Below are 16,771 nucleotides of genomic sequence, written 5' to 3'. Positions count from 1 at the left end.
TTCGGTCATGGATCCACCTTTACACCACCGGTCTCGGCCGCTCGCGGCACATCCCGTCAGCGGGTCCGGGAACAGAGCGACGGGCTCCACTCCGGTGGAGCCCGTCGCGGCAATGGATCGGGGGTCACCGCAGCCCTCGGGACTCTCGCTCGATCCGTACGCCGGGACCGAGTATAGGTCAGGCTTACCTAACTGAGCAACCCGTTGCCGGGAGCCCCGAGCAACCGAGCCTGCACGGCCAGGTACAGCAGGGCAGCCTCCGCAGGCACCGCCAGCGCGATACCGGTGAGCTTCTCCACGCGTTTGAGCCGGTGCAGGACGGTATTGCGGTGCAAGTGCATTCGCTGTCCGACCGCGGCGGTCGAACCCGCCAGTTCGAACCAGGCCGACAGCGTGCGGACGAGATCGTCGGCGTCGTCGGGCCGGAGTCCGTCGAATGCGGCCAGGGTGTCGGCCAGGACATCGGTGGCGAGAGCGGGGTGGGCCGCGATCAGGGCACGCGCGGGCGAGGACGCGTACCGGTGGACGCCGAGATCGTCCGGGCCCAGGCATCGGAAAGCCAGCCGGGCCTGATCGAGCGCGCCGGGTGCGGCGGCGAGATCGTCGAACGGCTTGCTGGCGCCCGCCCGGGACCGCACCCGGCGTACGGCGTCATCGAGGACGTCGGGGGTCCGCGCGGCGACCAGCGTCACGCGATCGTCGGCCACCACGGTCCGCACCGTCGTCACGCCCGGGGCCTGGAGGCGAACATCGCCGACCAGGATGAGGAACGCGCCACGTGCGGGCAGGCCCATCCGCTCACACAGCCGCGCACGGCGTGTCGCCGGGAGCCCGGGATCGAGCAGTGCGCGCAGCAGCCGTGCCATGGGCCGCTCGTCTTCGGCGGCCACGATGTGCCGGTAGGCGTCCGCCGCGGCGACCGAGTATTCGTCCACGGTCGCCCACACAACGGTCGACAGCCGGGACAGCTCGGCGCCGTCGGCCCGGCCGGCTCGTTCGGCGATGATCTCCCAGAACGCCAGCCCGGCAAGCCGGTAGGCGTGCAACAGGCTGTCCAGCGAGACCCCGCGTTCGGCCTTGAGACGACCGGTGCGGCGAGCGGGCTCGAGGGAATACGGCACGCCCGCGATGGCGTCGAGCATGGATGCGATGTTGCCGGTCACGACGGCTGCCAGCTCGTCGTGATCCAACGCGGCGGCGCCGTAATCCTGCTCGTCGGATTCGATTCTGGCGGTGACCCTTTCGGAAATCGCGGCCAGGTCCGCCCGCAGGCCCGACAACAGCGCGGCAGGCCCGGCGGATGAGTCCCAGGTCACCCGGCGAGTCTAATTCCCGTTGTGCGGCCGCACATCGGGAATGCCCGAAGCGGGGGCGCACGCCCGTCGCCACGACGGGCCCGCGGCGAAGACACTGGACGTCCGCGATCAGCATCGAATTCCAGCGGTGGGCACACCGATTCCCGGCGCCATCGCCGATCGCGCGCATCCGACGCACCACGACAGGAGTTCCTCGCCATGAGCACCGCAACCCGTGAGCTGTTCGACCGCTATCACGCCTGCTGGGCCGACCGCGATCCCGATCGCATTGTCGCCCTGCACACCGAGGACTCGATATTCCACCTGCATTCGGGCCAAGAGCCCGCCCGCGGCCGGGCCGCGATCCGCGACGCCGCCGCTGGAACCTTCGCCCTGGTGCCCGACCTGGTCTTCGATCTGGTCTCGTTGCGCGTCGGCGAAGACTTCTGGGTGGTGCGGTGGCAGCTGCGCGGCACCTCCGCGACCGGTAATCCGGTGGCCGTCGATCTCGCTGACTTCGTGCTGGTCGAGAACGGGGCCGTCAAGGAAAAGCATTCCTATGTGGACGGGGTCGCGATGCAGGCCGCCGTGGGTGCGGCCGTCCTCGACCGCTCGGCTCCCGCCCACTAGCCCTGCGCTGGGCAGGAACAACGCCGGACACCTCGGTCCCGCGTCATGACCAGCCCGGCACAGCCGACGCCCGGAAACCCGGCGCGCGAGCATCGCGCCGGGTCGAGCGCCCTACCTGACCAGTGCCCCCGTTGCCGCACGGCGCACCGGCAGCCCGCGCTCCTCCAGTGCCATGAGCACACCCTGCCCACGGCGCATGCCGACCGCAGCATCGGTGCGCGCCAGATCGGGCACGTAAGTCGCTGCGCCCGACACAGATTCACCGACCAGGCCCCAGAAACGGCGGGCACTCAGACCCGAGCACCGGGTCAGGCACTCCTGAATCAGCGTCAGCGACGGCTCGCAGCGATGGGCCAGCCAGACGAACATCGCCTCCTCGCACGGCAACCCGACCACACCCCGCTCGCCCGCATGGATGTCGTCGTCGAGCGCGCGGATGGTGGTGTCGACCAGGCCGGCCCAGTCGATGCCGCCGTCGTTGTCGGTGTGGATCCAGAGGTTCTCCAGACCCGGATCCCAGGCTCTGCCCTCGGCGACCAGTAGCGCGACCACCCGGCCGAGCACGGCGTGAATGAGCGCGGTGGCAACCACTTCCGCGGCGATGTCGGCGCTGATCATCTCGGCGGCATGGCGCCGGTACATGAGTTCGATCCTGCCTTCGCGCAGCCCGTCGGCCAGCCGCCACCAGCGGCGTTTGCCCTGTTCGGCCATCGCGGCGACGGCATACACTCTCGGATGCTCCGGTTGCAATGCCCGCAGCCGGGTACAGGCGCGCCCGAAGGCCGGCTGGGTGGCACGGAATGTGCCAGTGGTCGCGAGTTCGGGCATCGAACCTCCTCGGGGTGGACTCCGTCGCGGTGTCACTCGGAAGATAGGTTAGCCTTACCAGACCTAGCAAGTATTGCGTCGAACACAGTGAGGAGTCTTTCGCCGCCGTGACCGCCCTTGCGACCATGAGGCGGCGTCGTATCACCGGTCTCCTGCTGCTCATTGCGCTGCTGGGGCTGACGCTGATCGCCAGCGTCGCGATCGGAACCCGATCGCTGGCCCCGACCACGGTCTACGACGCCCTCGACCACGCCCTGTCCTGCGCGGACGGGCCCTTCCGTTGCGCCGCGCTGTCCACCGAGGAAGAGATCGTGCGCGGGCTGCGGCTGCCGCGCACCGTCCTCGCGCTGGTCACCGGGCTCGCCCTCGGTATGGCCGGTGCGCTGATCCAGGGCTACACCCGTAACCCGCTGGCCGACGCCGGACTGCTCGGCCTCAATGCCGGTGCGGCGTTCCTCGCGGCACTGAGCATGTACCTGTTCGCGTTCACCGCCCCGGAGCAGTACATCTGGTTCGCGTTCGCGGGCACGCTCATCGCCGGGCTGATCGTGTTCGGCGCATCCTCGATCGGCGCGGGCTCGGCGAGCCCGTTGAGTCTCGTGCTGGCGGGCGCCGCGGTGACGGCGTTCCTGCAGGCGCTGACCAACGCCATCGTCACCCTCGACACCAGCGCCCTCGACAGCTACCGGTTCTGGGTGGTCGGCGAGGTCTCCGGGCGCGGCGCCGAGGTCTTCTGGCAAGTGTTGCCCTTCCTCGCGGCCGGCGCGGTGCTGGCGCTGATCGCCGCACCCGGACTCAATCTGCTCAGCCTCGGCGACGATGTGGCGCGCGGTCTCGGCGTGAACATCGGCCGCAGCCGGGCACTCGGCCTGACCGCGGTGGTGCTGCTGTGCGGTGCCGCGACGGCCGCCGTCGGGCCGATCGCGTTCATCGGCCTGGTGGTTCCGCATATCGCGCGCGTGTTCACCGGGCCCGACAACCGTTGGCTGATCCCCTATTCGGGCCTGTTCGGCGCCCTGGTGCTGCTGGTCGCCGATACGGCGGGCCGGGTGGTCGCGCGTCCGGGCGAACTCCAGGTGGGCGTGATGCTGGCCGCGGTCGGCGCGCCCTTCTTCATCGCCTTGGTCCGGCGACGGAAGCTGGTGAGCGTATGACGATCTCACTGCCCGAGTCCGAGCAGGCCACCGCGCCGCGGCTGCGTTCGGCCCTGCGGTGGGGCCCGGTTTCGCTGGTGCTGCGGCCCAGGATGGTCGTGATCATCGCGGTGCTCGCCGTCGCGCTGTTCGGCCTGTTCTGCCTCGACATCGCCATCGGGGAAACCAATCTGGGCTTCGGCAAGGTGCTCGATGTGCTGGCCGGTGGCGGCACCCGCTCGCAACGGTTCATCGTGTTCGAATCCCGGCTGCCACGCGCCCTGACGGCTGTCGTGGTCGGTGCGGCGCTCGCGATCGCCGGCGCCATCACCCAGTCGATCCTGCACAATCCACTGGCCGCGCCGGACTTCCTCGGCATCACCTCCGGGGCCGCGCTCGGCGCCGTCGCGGTGATGGTCGGCACCGGCGGCGCGACCACCGGCTGGGCGATCTCGCTCGGCACCCCCATCGCCGCCATGGTCGGCGGGCTCGGCACGGCCGCCGTCATCTATCTACTCGCCTGGGGACGCAACCCGCTCGGCGGCAGCGGGGTGACGGTGATGCGGCTGGTGCTCATCGGCGTCGGGGTGAACTCGCTGCTGCTGTCGGCGATCAGCTGGATGCTCACCAGCGCCAGCCTCGAAGACGCCGCCCGCGCGCAGCTGTGGCTGACCGGCTCGCTCAATTCGGCCGACGACTCCAAACTCGTGCCCGCCGCGATCGCGCTGGCCGTGGTGCTGGTCGTCGCGGTCGGCTCGGCCAGGACGCTGGCGGCGCTGCGCCTCGGCACCGACACCACGCGCGTGCTCGGCGTGCGGATCCAGACCCAGCAGGCCGTGCTCATCGGCGCGGCGGTGATCGGCGCGTCGGTGGCGACCGCGGCGGTCGGGCCGGTGGCGTTCGTCGGGCTCGCCGCGCCGCAGATCGCCCGCCGCGTGCTGCGCACTCCCGGTGAACCGCTCATCGGTTCGGCGGTGATCGGTGCGATCCTGGTAGTCGGCGCCGATATCGTCTCGCGCACGTTGTTCTCGGTCGAACTGCCCGTCGGCATCGTGACCGCGGCCATCGGCGGCCCGTTCCTGCTGTTGTTGCTCATTCGTTTGAATCGGAAGGCCACGCTGTGAAGACCGGACAAGCCCCGCAGAACGGCTCGCATCAGCTGGCCGCCGACGGCGTGACGCTCGGCTACGGCGAACGGGTCATCGTCGACGGATTGAGTCTCGACATCGCCCCCGGCGTGATCACCACCGTCATCGGACCCAACGGCTGCGGCAAATCCACCCTGCTGCGGTCACTGGGCCGGCTGTTGAAGCCGAGCGCCGGGCAGGTCCTGCTGGACGGCAAGGCGATCTCGTCGATGAAAACCAAGGACGTCGCCCGCATCGTCGGCATGCTGCCACAGACTCCGGTCGCCCCCGAGGGCCTGACGGTGGCCGATCTGGTCGCGCGCGGACGTCATCCACACCAGTCGTGGATCAAACAGTGGTCGGCCACCGACGAATCCGAGGTGCTCACCGCCCTGGAACAGACCGGCATCGCCGATCTGGCGCACCGATCGCTGGACGAACTGTCCGGCGGCCAGCGCCAGCGGGCCTGGATCTCCATGGCCCTGGCCCAGGGCACCGACATCCTGCTGCTCGACGAGCCGACCACCTACCTCGATCTGGCGCATTCGCTCGAGGTGCTGGATCTGGTGGACCGGTTGCACGATGAGCTCGGCCGCACCGTGGTGATGGTGCTGCACGATCTCAACCTGGCCATCCGCTACAGCGACCAGCTGATCGTCATGCGCGACGGGCGCATCATCGCCAAGGGCGCCCCGGCCGATATCATCGACGCCCCGCTGCTGCGCGAGGTGTTCGGGCTCGAGGCCACCGTGTTGGAGGATCCGATGTCGGGGCGGCCGATGATCGTGCCGATCGGCACCAGGCATGTGCTCGGTACGGCGGGCGGCCCGGTCGCCGCCGAGGCCGCCGCCGACGGAGTATGACCAATACCACACCAGCTACCAGCCAGTTACGACACCCTGTAGTACGCATCCGCGTCGTTGAGTCCGTAAAATTGTGGAATGGCAGGACTTGGTGAACTCGAGAAAGCGGTCATGGACCAACTGTGGTCGGCCGACGAACCGCAAACGGTCCGGCAGGTACACGAAGCGCTGTCGGCGCGCCGCGAGCTCGCGTACACCACGGTGATGACGGTTCTGCAGCGTCTGGCGAAGAAGAACCTGGTCGTTCAGCGGCGCGATGACCGCGCCCATCGGTACGCTCCCGTGCATACCCGCGACGAGCTGGTGGCCAGCCTCATGGTCGATGCGTTGCAGCAGGCCGAGGAAGCGGGCAGCAAGGCCGCCGCCCTGGTGCACTTCGTGGAACAGGTCGGTAAGGACGAGGCTGCGGCGCTGCGCGAGGCACTCGCTAAGCTCGAAGCAGATGAGGACACCGCACCGTCGCCGTGACCGCAGTGTCTTCGACCCCTGGCCCCACAACGCAGTGAGCTGAGTCGATGAACGCAACCGCGCCGGTCTTCGCCGGTCTCGCATTGCTTCTCGCGGGGCCTGCCCCAGCCCTGCTCGCCCGGTCGAAGTGGACATACCGCACACCCCGGGCCGCGCTGGTGCTGTGGCAGGCGATCGCGCTGGCCGCCGTGCTGAGCGCGTTCGGTTCCGGACTGGCGATCGCCAGTGAGCTGCTGGTGCCCGGTGCGGACGGGCGGCCGACCACCTCACCCACCGACGAGATCGACGCGCTCGGGCTGCCGCTGTGGCTGGCCTATGTGTTCGTCTTCGCGCTGACGCTGATGGTCGGCGCACGCCTGATCTGGGCCGCGATCCGGGTCGGCGTGCACACCCGGCGCCGGCGCGCTCGCCATCGGATGCTGGTCGACCTGCTGGACCAGAGCGGCCCCGAACGCCGCGCCGCCGATATCCGGGTGCTCGCCGCCTCCGAACCCATCGCCTACTGCCTGCCCGGCCTGCGCCAGCGGGTGGTGGTGAGCGCGGGCACGCTGGACAATCTCGACGAGCGCGAACTCACCGCGATCCTCAGCCACGAACGTTCGCATCTGCGGGCTCGCCACGACTTGGTGCTCGAGGCGTTCACCGCGGCCCATGAGGCCTTCCCCCGTTTCGTGCGCAGCAAGTCGGCGCTCGATTCGGTGAAGCTGCTGATCGAGTTGCTCGCCGACGATTCCGCGGTCAAGGTCACCGGACCCAAGCCGCTGGCCCGGGCGCTGGTGGCCTGTTCGAAGTCGACGGCGCCGCAGGGCGCGCTGGCCGTCGGCGGTCCGAGCACGCTGATCCGGATTCAGCGGTTGTCCGGGCCGCTGGGCGATGTGAAGATCGCGGCCGCCGCGTATCTGGGTTCGATCGCGATTCTGGTGGTGCCGACGCTGGCCGTCGCGATTCCGTGGCTGGTCGAGCTGACTCGGCTGTTCCGTGCCTGAACCATCCACTGCCCCGGCCACATTCGCCGCGCTCGGGCTGCCGGTCGTGCTGGTGCACGCGCTGGGCCGCGAAGGCATCCGCACGCCGTTCCCGATCCAATCGGCGACCATCCCGGACGTGCTCGCCGGACGCGATGTGCTCGGCCGGGCACCCACCGGGTCCGGGAAGACCCTGGCCTTCGGGCTACCCATGCTGGTACGCCTGGCCGGTGCGCCGTCGGCACCTCGCCGTCCGCGCGGCCTGATCCTCGCACCCACTCGCGAACTGGCGGCGCAGATCGAGGGTGCGCTGGATCCGGCGGCGCTCGCGCTGGGGCTTCGGCTCGGCACCGCCGTGGGTGGGCTGCCCATCAAACGTCAGGCCGAGCGCCTGGCGCGCGGTGTCGACCTGCTCATCGGGACACCCGGCCGGCTCGCCGATCTGATCGCCCAGCAGGCGCTGGCACTGGACGCGGTGCGCATCACCGCCATCGATGAGGCCGACCATCTCGCCGAACTCGGTTTCCTGCCGCAGGTACAGACGCTGGTCGATCAGATCCCGGTCGGCACTCAGCACTTGCTGTTCTCGGCCACCCTGGATGACGCCGTCGATGATCTCGTGCACCGGTACCTGCGGGACCCGGTCACCCATGCCTCCGAGCCGATGCCCGAGACCGCGGCCGCGGCTCCCGCCGCCACGCACCACCTGCTGTTTCTGCGCAAGGCCGATAAGCGCGATGTGGTGGCCGAAGTCGCCGCCCGCACGGGCCGCACCCTGCTGTTCGTGCGCACCCAGCACGGCGCCGACAAACTGACCGCGCGGCTGCGCGAGATCGGGGTCGACGCCCAGGCCCTGCACGGTGGCAAATCGCAGAACAACCGCAACCGTGTGCTGGCCGCGTTCGCCGACGGCTCGGTGCCGGTCCTGGTCGCCACCGATGTCGCCGCCCGCGGCATCCACGTCGACGACATCTCGCTGGTGGTGCACGTGGACCCGCCCGCCGATCCCAAGGACTACGTGCACCGCGCCGGCCGCACCGCCCGCGCGGGCGCCACCGGCACGGTCGTCACCCTGGTCACCGAGGACCAGCGCGACGAGGTCGCCGCCCTCACCCGCCGGGCGGGCATCCAGGCCGCCGAGGCCACCGTCACGCCCGGCGATCGGTTTCTTCGCCGACTGACCGGTGCACGCACGCCGCCGGGCGTCCCGATTCCGCAGCCTGCGGCCGAACCAGCCGCGCCGACGGCTTCGGCCAAGCCGCGACGCGCCGGACATCCCCACGACACGCCCGGGAAAACACGCCGCCACACCGGAAATTCGACACGCTCGCGACCGGGCCGCAACCGGCGCGCAAACTGATCGGCGCTGTTCCGGGCCGACGATCCGGTCAACGCATCGCCCATCCCCGAACTCGGCGTCGCGCGCCATTGAAGCGCGCCGCCGTCGAGGGCAACCAGGACGTGCCGCACGAGCAATCCGGCACGGCGTGTACATCGGCAACCGGTGCCCCCACTTATGCCGACTCGGCACAGCCGCCCGGTACCCGTGGTGTCCGAGGCCGGTAAGGCGGCCACGCGGGTTGCAGGGATGCCGATCAGGCCTCCAAATCCGCCCGACACCCGGTTGCCCGGCCGATGATCTGGTCGAGCGCTGGATGCGGAGCGCCGACCACGGACCTGCCGAGAGGATCCGGCCACAGTGCCGGAACGCGTGGCTCAGTCCGGCCGCCGGTGCACCGCTTTCCGCGCCGGATACCAGCTCTCCCCCGCCGGCTCGCCCGCCATATTCCAACTCCACGACACGGTGGGCGTGATCGGGACGAAAACACCGGGTCCGACCATGCCCACTCGTTCGACGGGGTCGCCCGCCTCGCCGTATACCCGGACCGCGCGGGCGATGAACGGGTCCATCGACACCAGATCGTCGACCACCAGCGCCACCTTCCGCCGCCCCGCCCGGACATTGCGGAACTTGCGCGTGTCCAGCACGGACGCGCCGACGCCGCCGATCCAGAAGTGGGTGCCGTCGAATTCGTACGCCAGCGGCACCACATCGGGCTGATCGCCCGCGCCGAGGGTGGCCACCCTGGCTACCGGTTGCGACCGTAGATAGGCCAGCTCGTCCTCGGTGAACGACATGCGGCGACTTCCTTCCTCGTGGCGAAAAGCACAGCCGGCGGTGAGCCTGGATCGACGATCGTTCATGCGACCGCGCGGCGCAACCACCTGCGGGCGCGTCCCGAGCCGGGCCGGGCTGCCGCCCCGGCCGGCGCCGAGTACGGCGCACGTTCGGTGCGGCGCGATTACCATCGGTGCAGTGCAGTTTCTCCCTGGACATCAGCCGCCGTACGACCTGACCTACGACGACGTCTTCCTCGTCCCGAACCGGACGGATGTGGCGTCGCGGTTCGACGTCGATCTGTCGACGATCGATGGGTCCGGTACCACCATCCCCATCGTCGTCGCCAATATGACCGCGGTCGCGGGCAAGCGCATGGCCGAGACCGTGGCCCGGCGCGGCGGCATCGTGGTGTTGCCGCAGGATCTGCCCAACAATGCCGCCGCCGACACCATCGCCTTCGTCAAGAGCCGATCGCTGACCGCCGACACCCCGGTCACGCTCAGCCCGGAGCAGTCGGTGTCAGAGGCCGTCGCGTTGATCCACAAGCGCGCGCACGGAGCCGCGGTGGTGGTCGACGAGACCGGCCGCCCGGTCGGTGTGGTCACCGAAGCCGCCTGCGCCGACGTCGACCGTTTCGCCCGGCTGCGCGATGTGGCCGCCACCGATTTCGTCACCGCCCCCGTCACCGCCGCCCCGCGTGAGATCTTCGACCTGCTCGAGGCCGCGCATTCGAGTCTGGCCGTATTGCTCGCCGAGGACGGCACCCTGGCCGGCGTGCTCACCCGCACCGGCGCCATCCGCACCGGCATCTACACCCCCGCCGTGGATGCCGCGAACAAGCTCCGCATCGCCGCCGCCGTCGGCATCAACGGTGACGTGCCCGCCAAGGCCAAGGCCCTGGTGGACGCAGGCGCCGACCTGCTGGTGGTGGACACCGCGCACGGTCATCAGGTCAAGATGCTCGAAACCCTGCGCGCCATCAGCGATCTCGGGCTGGGGGTGCCGCTGGTCGCGGGCAATACCGTCTCGGCGCAGGGCACAAGGGACCTGGCCGAAGCTGGTGCGGACATCATCAAGGTCGGTGTCGGCCCCGGCGCCATGTGCACCACTCGAATGATGACCGGCGTCGGCCGCCCGCAGTTCTCCGCCGTCGCCGAATGTGCGAGCGCCGCCCGGGAACTCGGAGTGCACATCTGGGCCGACGGCGGCGTGCGCCACCCGCGCGACGTCGCGCTCGCGCTGGCCGCGGGCGCATCGAACGTGATGATCGGCTCCTGGTTCGCCGGCACCTACGAATCCCCCGGCGACCTGCGCATCGACCGTGACGGCAACGCCTACAAGGAGAGCTTCGGCATGGCCTCCAAGCGCGCCGTCGCCGCCCGCACCGCCGCCGACAGCGGCTTCGACCGGGCCCGCAAGGCGCTGTTCGAAGAGGGCATCTCCAGTTCGCGGATGCGCCTGGACCCCGAACGTCCCGGCGTCGAGGACCTCATCGACCACATCTGCTCGGGTGTGCGCAGCGCGTGCACCTACGCGGGCGCGCGCTCACTGGCCGAATTGCACGACAAGGCCGTGCTCGGTGTGCAGTCCGCCGCCGGATTCGCCGAGGGCCGTCCGCTGCCCAGCGGTTGGTGAATCAACCACGGACCGGCCCACGCGAGACGCGCGTGGGCCGGTAGCATAAGGGTTGCCGGCACCGCCGGCCCCCATTCCCCATGCGAAAGGAACCAGTTGTCACCCGCGTCCGAGGACGCCGCACAGGAGGGCTCCTCTATCGAGCCGGGTGACCAACCCGGCGTCCTCCATCTCGCAGCCGTCCAGCTCACCGCAGTACGCACGACCGTGCCCACCGATCACCGGCCCGGGTGGTGCTGACCGTGTCCGTCGTGCTCACTGTGCTCAGCCTGATCGGTTTCATCGCACTGACCGCGGGGACAGCGCTGTTCGTGGCCGCGGAATTCTCCCTCACCGCCCTCGAACGCAGCACCGTCGAAGCGCACGCGCGCGACGGTGACGTCCGGGCCCGCATGGTCCGCAAGGCCCACCACACGCTGTCGTTTCAGCTGTCCGGCGCCCAGCTCGGCATCACCATCACGACCCTGATCACCGGCTATATCGCCGAACCGGTGCTGGCGCGGCTGCTGACGCCCGCGTTCTCGGCCGTCGGTCTCACCGACAGTGCCGCGCGCGGTGTCTCGCTCGCGCTGGCGCTGATCCTGGCCACCTCGCTGTCGATGATCTACGGCGAGCTGGTGCCCAAGAACATCGCCATCGCCGCCCCGCTGGGCACTGCCCGGATGACCGCGGGTCCGATGGTCGCGTTCTCGGTGGTGTTCAAATGGTTGATCCATTTCCTCAACGGCACCGCCAACTGGGTGGTGCGCCGCCTCGGCGTGGAGCCGGCGGAAGAACTGCGCTCGGCCCGGTCGCCGCAGGAACTGGGTTCGCTGGTGCGTACCTCCGCCCAGCGCGGCGCCCTCGATCAGCGCACCGCGCAGGTGATGGACCGCTCGCTGGAATTCGGCGAACGCAGCGCGGAGGAGCTGATGACGCCGCGGGTGAAGATCGAAGCGCTCGACAAGTCCGATACGATTCCCGATCTCATCGCCGCCGCCGGCCGCACCGGCTACTCCCGGTTCCCGGTGATCGACGGCGACCTCGACAACACCCTCGGCGTGGTGCACGTCAAGCAGGCCTTCACCGTTCCCGCCGAATCCCGGCGCGGACTGGCGCTGCATCTGCTGGCACGGCCGGTTCCGATCGTGCCCGCCAGCCTCGACGGTGACGAAGTACTCGAACGCATCCGCGCCGATGGCATGCAGGTGGCGCTGGTGGTGGACGAATACGGCGGCACCGCGGGACTGGTCACCATGGAGGACGTGATCGAGGAAATCCTCGGCGATGTGCGCGACGAGCACGACGAAGAGGAACGCGACGTGCGCCGCGTCTCCGATGGCTGGGACTGCTCCGGTCTGCTGCGCATCGACGAGGTCTCCCGCGCCACCGGATATGAAGCGCCCGAAGGGGAATACGAAACCCTCGGCGGGCTGGTGCTCATCCGGCTCGGCCGGATTCCGGAAGCCGGCGACACCGTGGTGCTGCCCGATCCGCGCTCGCAGCAGCGTCATCCGGGTGACGGTCAGGGCGGCTGGCTGGCCAGGGTGGAGCGGATGGACGGACGACGGGTGGATCGGGTGCGACTGATCCCGGTCACCGCCGACGTGCTCGACGGGCAGGAGGCCGACCATGGGCGGTGATCTGTTCGGAGTCGCGCTGACCGTCGTGCTCCTTGCCGGTAACGCCTTTTTCGTCGGCGCCGAGTTCGCACTGATCTCGGCGCGCCGCGACCGGCTGGAAGCCCTTGCCGCACAAGGCAAACGCAACGCCACCACCGTCATCCGGGCGGGTGAGAACCTGTCGATGATGCTGGCGGCGGCCCAGCTGGGCATCACGATCTGTTCGATCCTGCTGGGCCGGGTGGGCGAGCCCGCCGTCGCGCACCTGCTGGAAGGTCCGTTCCATCTGGCCGGGCTACCCGATCAGCTGCTGCATCCGGTGGCGTTCACCATCGCCCTGGCGATCGTGGTGGTGCTGCACATTCTGTTCGGCGAGATGATCCCGAAGAACATCGCGCTGGCCGGGCCCGAACGCACGGCCCTGCTGCTGGTGCCGATCCACCTGCTGTGGCTGCGGCTGGCCCGTCCGCTGATCGCGGTCTACAACCTGGCGGCGAACCTGTCGCTGCGGATGCTGCGGATCGAGCCGAAGGACGAACTCGACGCGACCGTCTCCAGTGTGGAGCTGGCCGAGATGATCGGCGAGTCCCGCTCGGAGGGCCTACTCGACGAGGAAGAACACCGCAGGCTCACCCAGGCACTCGGTACCTCCGAGCGTGTCGTCGGCGACGTCATGGTGGGGCTGGACACCACCAGGACGGTGCCGTTGCACGGCGACGGCACCACCCTCGGCGATATCGAATCCGCGGTCGCCGAAACCGGGTTCTCCCGGTACCCGGTCTCCGCCGACGACGGCTCACTGGTCGGCTATCTGCACGTCAAGGACGTACTCGACCTGGTCGCCGACGAGACCGCCGGCCCGAACACCCCGATCCCGCGCACCGACATCCGCCCACTGCCGACGGTGCTGGCCGGAACCCCGCTCTACGAGGCGCTGGCCCGGTTACGCCGGACCAGCAGCCACCTCGGCCGCGTGGTCGACAACCGCGGCAACACGGTCGGCATCGTGGCGCTCGAGGATCTGGTGGAGGAGTTCGTCGGCACCGTGCGCGACGGCACCCACCGTGTGATCGAATAGCGGCGCCCTGCTCACCCGACCTTGTGCACCGGCGGTGGCGTCCAGGTGCGGTCGAGTGCGGCGGTGTGCGGTGCGTACAGGCGCAGGGTGATGCCGAGCGGCCCGATGGGAGCGGGAAGCCAGTTCGATTCGCGGTCCGGCCCCGGGTTGGTATGCGAGATGTGGATATCGAGGGAGCCATCGGGGTTGTAGCGCAGCTCGTCGCGATCGCCGATGGCGAAGCGATTCAGCTCGTTCGGTGTTTGGAATCCTTCGGCGTCGTACATCGTGATCGACCAGAAGGCGTCGACGGGCGGCAGCCGGTCCGCGTCGAAATGGATGACGTAGTCGGAATCGCCCATGGGCGGCTTCCCCTCGGCATCGGTGAGCAGCAACGGGTAGATGGCATCTTCTGGCGGGTTGGCGCCGAGTCCGGCCTTGGCGATGGCCGCGCGAGTGAGGTAGTCGTTGCCGTACACACCGGTGCCGAGGGTCACCCAGCCGTCGACCGGCGGCACGACCGTTCGGGGCGCGTTGGTGATCGCCATCCGCGCGTCGGCCACACCCGCCTCGATCTCTTCGAGCTCGGCCGCGCCGAACCGCGCGACATCGAACTGGCGGCCCGGGACTATTCCGAGCGGTTCGATCCTGGCCAGTTGCGAGAAGTCGGTGAGGTGCGGCGGATCGACGGCGAGCGCGGCGCAGGCGCGTCGGAAGAAATCCGCCGCCGACAACGATTCGACCACGTGCAGCGGTTCCACACTGCTGTCGACGGTGGGGTCGGGCTCGAACGGAGCACGCTCGCCGATATCGATGATCCGGAGACCGTCCTGGAAGGCGTTGACCGCCGCGTAATCGCCGGGCCCGTTGGTCTGCGGGCGGGCGATGATCCACACATGGGGCGTCGGTGCGTGGATGACCGGGATGTCCGGCGGTAGGTCCCCGCGGTATCCGGGCCCGACCAGCAGATAGTCCTGCGGTCCTGTGCCGGTGGTGCGCTTGCCCGGGCTGGCGAACACATCGGTCCACGCATCGAGCATCGGCAGCATGTAGAAGCGATCACCGCTGTCGGGTGCGTGCACCTGTACCGGGCCTTGGTCGAGGTCGATCCAGGCACAGGAGTACAGGGTGTCGAAGTTGGGCCGCACGACCGTCCGGAACGCCGCGTCCGGGAATCCCCGGATGTGGTGGAACTGGTTCGGCGGGCCGAAGCTGGGCTTGGACCCGGCCGCCCCGTTGATCTGCTGTCGGCGGGTTTCGTCGGTGGTTACCAGCGGATACAGATAGATGTAGGCTTCGCGACTCAGTGTGCGCAGATCGGCGGCCAAGATGCTCATGATCCCTCCATCGCAATCGACGTCGACACGGGTGTGCGTCGATCGTGTCGATGGTGTGCCGGCGTCGATCGCGTGTGCCGGCATCGCGGCCGGTCCACGCTGACCGGACGCTGACCGGTTCCGCCGCTCGATACCGGTGTGGATATCGACCGTCGATCGGAACCGGTGTGGTTCGACGCCGTCACCGACGGTATTCGCCGGCCCGGCCGCCCCTCCTCACCCGATCGGGGTGAAGTTGATGCGGGACCGCCGACCCGCACGGTCCCGCATCGATCAGCACCCGCTCGGCAAGGGGTCGCCGCGGAAGCGGGCTTCGACGAAGTTCCAGGCATCGGCGAATCCGGCGACGGCGGCGGTCATGTGCTCGGCGATGTCGTAGGTGACCAGCTCGACCGGCGCCCCCGCACGGCAGTACCGGTCCGCGACGGTGGAGATGGCGTTATACGGGGTCAGCGTGTCGTAGCGGCCGTGCCACAGGTAGGTCGGTGCGCTTGGTACGCCGTCGAAATGGGTGAGGCTGTTCTCGTGGAGCACCGCGCGCGCCTCGGGGCTGTCCATCAGGCTCTTGGACGCCGCCATCTCCTCGGCGCTGCGGAAGACCCCGTGGAAGAGCAGGAAGCGACGGCACGCGTTATGGGTGAACTCGCGGAACCAGCGTCCGTGGTCGTTGAGCTGCTCGGAAATCGGCAGGCGCTCAGGGTATTCCCGTTCCAGCCCCATGGCCGCGGCGAAGGCGAGGCCGAACCCTGGATGCGGGCCGAAGCCGAGACCGAGGGCCATCTGTTCCAGATCGGCCGGGATTCCGCCGGCCACCGCCGCGGTGAGCTCCAGTTCGGGTGCGTAGCTCGGTTGCAGGGCGGCGGCCCAGGCCGTCGCCATGCCGCCGCCGGAGTAGCCGGCGATCGCGACCGGCGCATCGTGCAGGCCGAGCTCGGCGACCCGCTGAACGGCGCGGACGCTGTCGAGGGTGACCATGCCGCTCAACCGCGCCGCACCGTAGGCCACGTTGGGCCCGAGGTAGTCCGGCAGTGAGATGGCCCAACCCCGCCAGATCGGCAACATGGACCCGACCGCGTCCTGCAACTCGCCGTTGAACAGCGACCGGGACGGATTACACCGCGTACCGAGCGAATTGATCAACGCCTGATACGACACCAGCGGCGGGTTCGGCACTCCGATCGGCATCAGCACCGTGGTCATCCCCATGATCGGGTCGCCGGTGGAATCGGTGGACCGGAACGCCACCTGCCATCCTTCGGTCCCCAGATAGGGTCCGGTGTCGATCTTGCGGATGCGCACCACGTCCCCCGGATGGCGTGCGGCGAGATCGGCGGGCGGGGCGTAGAACGGATCCGGGTCGGGATCGGGGTACCTCGGTTCGGAACCGGCCGGGGCGCAGAGCAAGCCGAGGCAGACAATGCTCAGCACCAGGGTCAGTAGTCGGAAGACAGATCTGGACAAGACTTTCCTTCGGGCAGCACCGCATGGCCGGTGGTGCGCCGCAACATCTTTCGTGTCGCATCGCACCCGGCCGAGTGGATGGGGGGAGGCCGCGACCGCAAGCGGTCCTGTAGGCCGCACAGAACATAACGGCTGAAACCGTCTCCGCTCACAACGGAAAGCGTTTCCTGTCGCCGATCACAACCCGGCGTCGCGATGACGCGGGAGGGCAACAAGGTGGGCGGCGGCCGCTGTGATGGCCGCCACCGT

General features: G+C 69.4%; 15 protein-coding genes. 10 read left to right on the top strand and 5 right to left on the bottom strand.

All coding sequences use genetic code 11. The annotated features are described in order from the left end of the window. Positions 1 to 188: 188 nt before the first annotated feature. Complete coding sequence (locus GV790_RS31780; protein WP_163814715.1) at positions 189 to 1,316, bottom strand: PucR family transcriptional regulator; 1,128 nt, start codon at positions 1,314 to 1,316, stop codon at positions 189 to 191. Positions 1,317 to 1,514: 198 nt separating this feature from the next. Here GV790_RS31780 and GV790_RS19230 point away from each other — a divergent pair, with 198 nt between their 5' ends. Further along, positions 1,515 to 1,925: a nuclear transport factor 2 family protein gene (locus tag GV790_RS19230; protein ID WP_163814714.1), complete on the top strand. Its 411-nt coding sequence runs from the start codon at positions 1,515 to 1,517 to the stop codon at positions 1,923 to 1,925. Positions 1,926 to 2,036: 111 nt separating this feature from the next. Here the strand turns inward: GV790_RS19230 and GV790_RS19225 are convergent, their stop codons facing one another. Next, complete coding sequence (locus GV790_RS19225) at positions 2,037 to 2,753, bottom strand: hypothetical protein (RefSeq protein ID WP_163814713.1); 717 nt, start codon at positions 2,751 to 2,753, stop codon at positions 2,037 to 2,039. A gap of 107 nt (positions 2,754 to 2,860) precedes the next feature. Between GV790_RS19225 and GV790_RS19220 the strand changes: the two genes are divergently transcribed. The 6 genes from GV790_RS19220 (at position 2,861) to GV790_RS19195 (ending at position 8,669) form a co-directional block, all read left to right on the top strand. Continuing rightward, positions 2,861 to 3,907: a FecCD family ABC transporter permease gene (locus GV790_RS19220; RefSeq protein ID WP_163814712.1), complete on the top strand. Its 1,047-nt coding sequence runs from the start codon at positions 2,861 to 2,863 to the stop codon at positions 3,905 to 3,907. Continuing rightward, entirely contained in the window at positions 3,904 to 5,010 is a 1,107-nt protein-coding gene (locus tag GV790_RS19215) for a FecCD family ABC transporter permease (protein ID WP_163814711.1), read from the top strand. Before GV790_RS19220 ends, GV790_RS19215 begins: the two co-directional genes overlap by 4 nt. Further along, the gene (locus tag GV790_RS19210) at positions 5,007 to 5,876 is read left to right on the top strand and encodes an ABC transporter ATP-binding protein (protein WP_163814710.1); all 870 of its coding nucleotides are present in this window, start codon (positions 5,007 to 5,009) and stop codon (positions 5,874 to 5,876) included. Before GV790_RS19215 ends, GV790_RS19210 begins: the two co-directional genes overlap by 4 nt. 78 nt (positions 5,877 to 5,954) lie before the next feature. Further along, a complete protein-coding gene (locus tag GV790_RS19205) occupies positions 5,955 to 6,344 on the top strand; it encodes a BlaI/MecI/CopY family transcriptional regulator (protein WP_036536516.1) in 390 nt (129 codons plus the stop codon). A gap of 47 nt (positions 6,345 to 6,391) precedes the next feature. Beyond that, a complete protein-coding gene (locus tag GV790_RS19200; RefSeq protein ID WP_163814709.1) occupies positions 6,392 to 7,330 on the top strand; it encodes a M56 family metallopeptidase in 939 nt (312 codons plus the stop codon). Continuing rightward, positions 7,323 to 8,669 carry a DEAD/DEAH box helicase gene (locus GV790_RS19195; RefSeq protein ID WP_163814708.1) on the top strand — a complete coding sequence of 449 codons (1,347 nt, stop codon included), beginning with the start codon at positions 7,323 to 7,325 and terminating at the stop codon, positions 8,667 to 8,669. The genes GV790_RS19200 and GV790_RS19195 overlap by 8 nt, the downstream gene beginning before the upstream one ends. A 356-nt stretch (positions 8,670 to 9,025) precedes the next feature. Here GV790_RS19195 and GV790_RS19190 read toward each other — a convergent pair whose 3' ends face one another. Continuing rightward, positions 9,026 to 9,448: a PPOX class F420-dependent oxidoreductase gene (locus GV790_RS19190; RefSeq protein ID WP_163814707.1), complete on the bottom strand. Its 423-nt coding sequence runs from the start codon at positions 9,446 to 9,448 to the stop codon at positions 9,026 to 9,028. Positions 9,449 to 9,626: 178 nt separating this feature from the next. Between GV790_RS19190 and GV790_RS19185 the strand changes: the two genes are divergently transcribed. From GV790_RS19185 to GV790_RS19175, 3 genes are all read left to right on the top strand, one after another. Next, complete coding sequence (locus GV790_RS19185; protein ID WP_163814706.1) at positions 9,627 to 11,066, top strand: GuaB1 family IMP dehydrogenase-related protein; 1,440 nt, start codon at positions 9,627 to 9,629, stop codon at positions 11,064 to 11,066. 242 nt (positions 11,067 to 11,308) lie between these two features. Further along, on the top strand, positions 11,309 to 12,688 hold the full coding sequence (locus tag GV790_RS19180) for a hemolysin family protein (RefSeq protein ID WP_163814705.1): 1,380 nt from the start codon (positions 11,309 to 11,311) through the stop codon (positions 12,686 to 12,688). Further along, a complete protein-coding gene (locus tag GV790_RS19175) occupies positions 12,678 to 13,745 on the top strand; it encodes a hemolysin family protein (RefSeq protein WP_163814704.1) in 1,068 nt (355 codons plus the stop codon). The genes GV790_RS19180 and GV790_RS19175 overlap by 11 nt, the downstream gene beginning before the upstream one ends. Positions 13,746 to 13,756: 11 nt before the next feature. Here GV790_RS19175 and GV790_RS19170 read toward each other — a convergent pair whose 3' ends face one another. Continuing rightward, complete coding sequence (locus GV790_RS19170) at positions 13,757 to 15,061, bottom strand: DUF1254 domain-containing protein (RefSeq protein WP_163814703.1); 1,305 nt, start codon at positions 15,059 to 15,061, stop codon at positions 13,757 to 13,759. A gap of 273 nt (positions 15,062 to 15,334) precedes the next feature. Further along, the gene (locus GV790_RS19165) at positions 15,335 to 16,522 is read right to left on the bottom strand and encodes a lipase family protein (RefSeq protein ID WP_256673393.1); all 1,188 of its coding nucleotides are present in this window, start codon (positions 16,520 to 16,522) and stop codon (positions 15,335 to 15,337) included. Positions 16,523 to 16,771 lie beyond the last annotated feature (249 nt).

It is taken from the genome of Nocardia cyriacigeorgica (genome assembly GCF_010858045.1).
Taxonomy (GTDB): Bacteria; Actinomycetota; Actinomycetes; order Mycobacteriales; family Mycobacteriaceae; genus Nocardia; species Nocardia cyriacigeorgica_E.
This window is presented reverse-complemented; position numbering and strand designations above follow the sequence as displayed.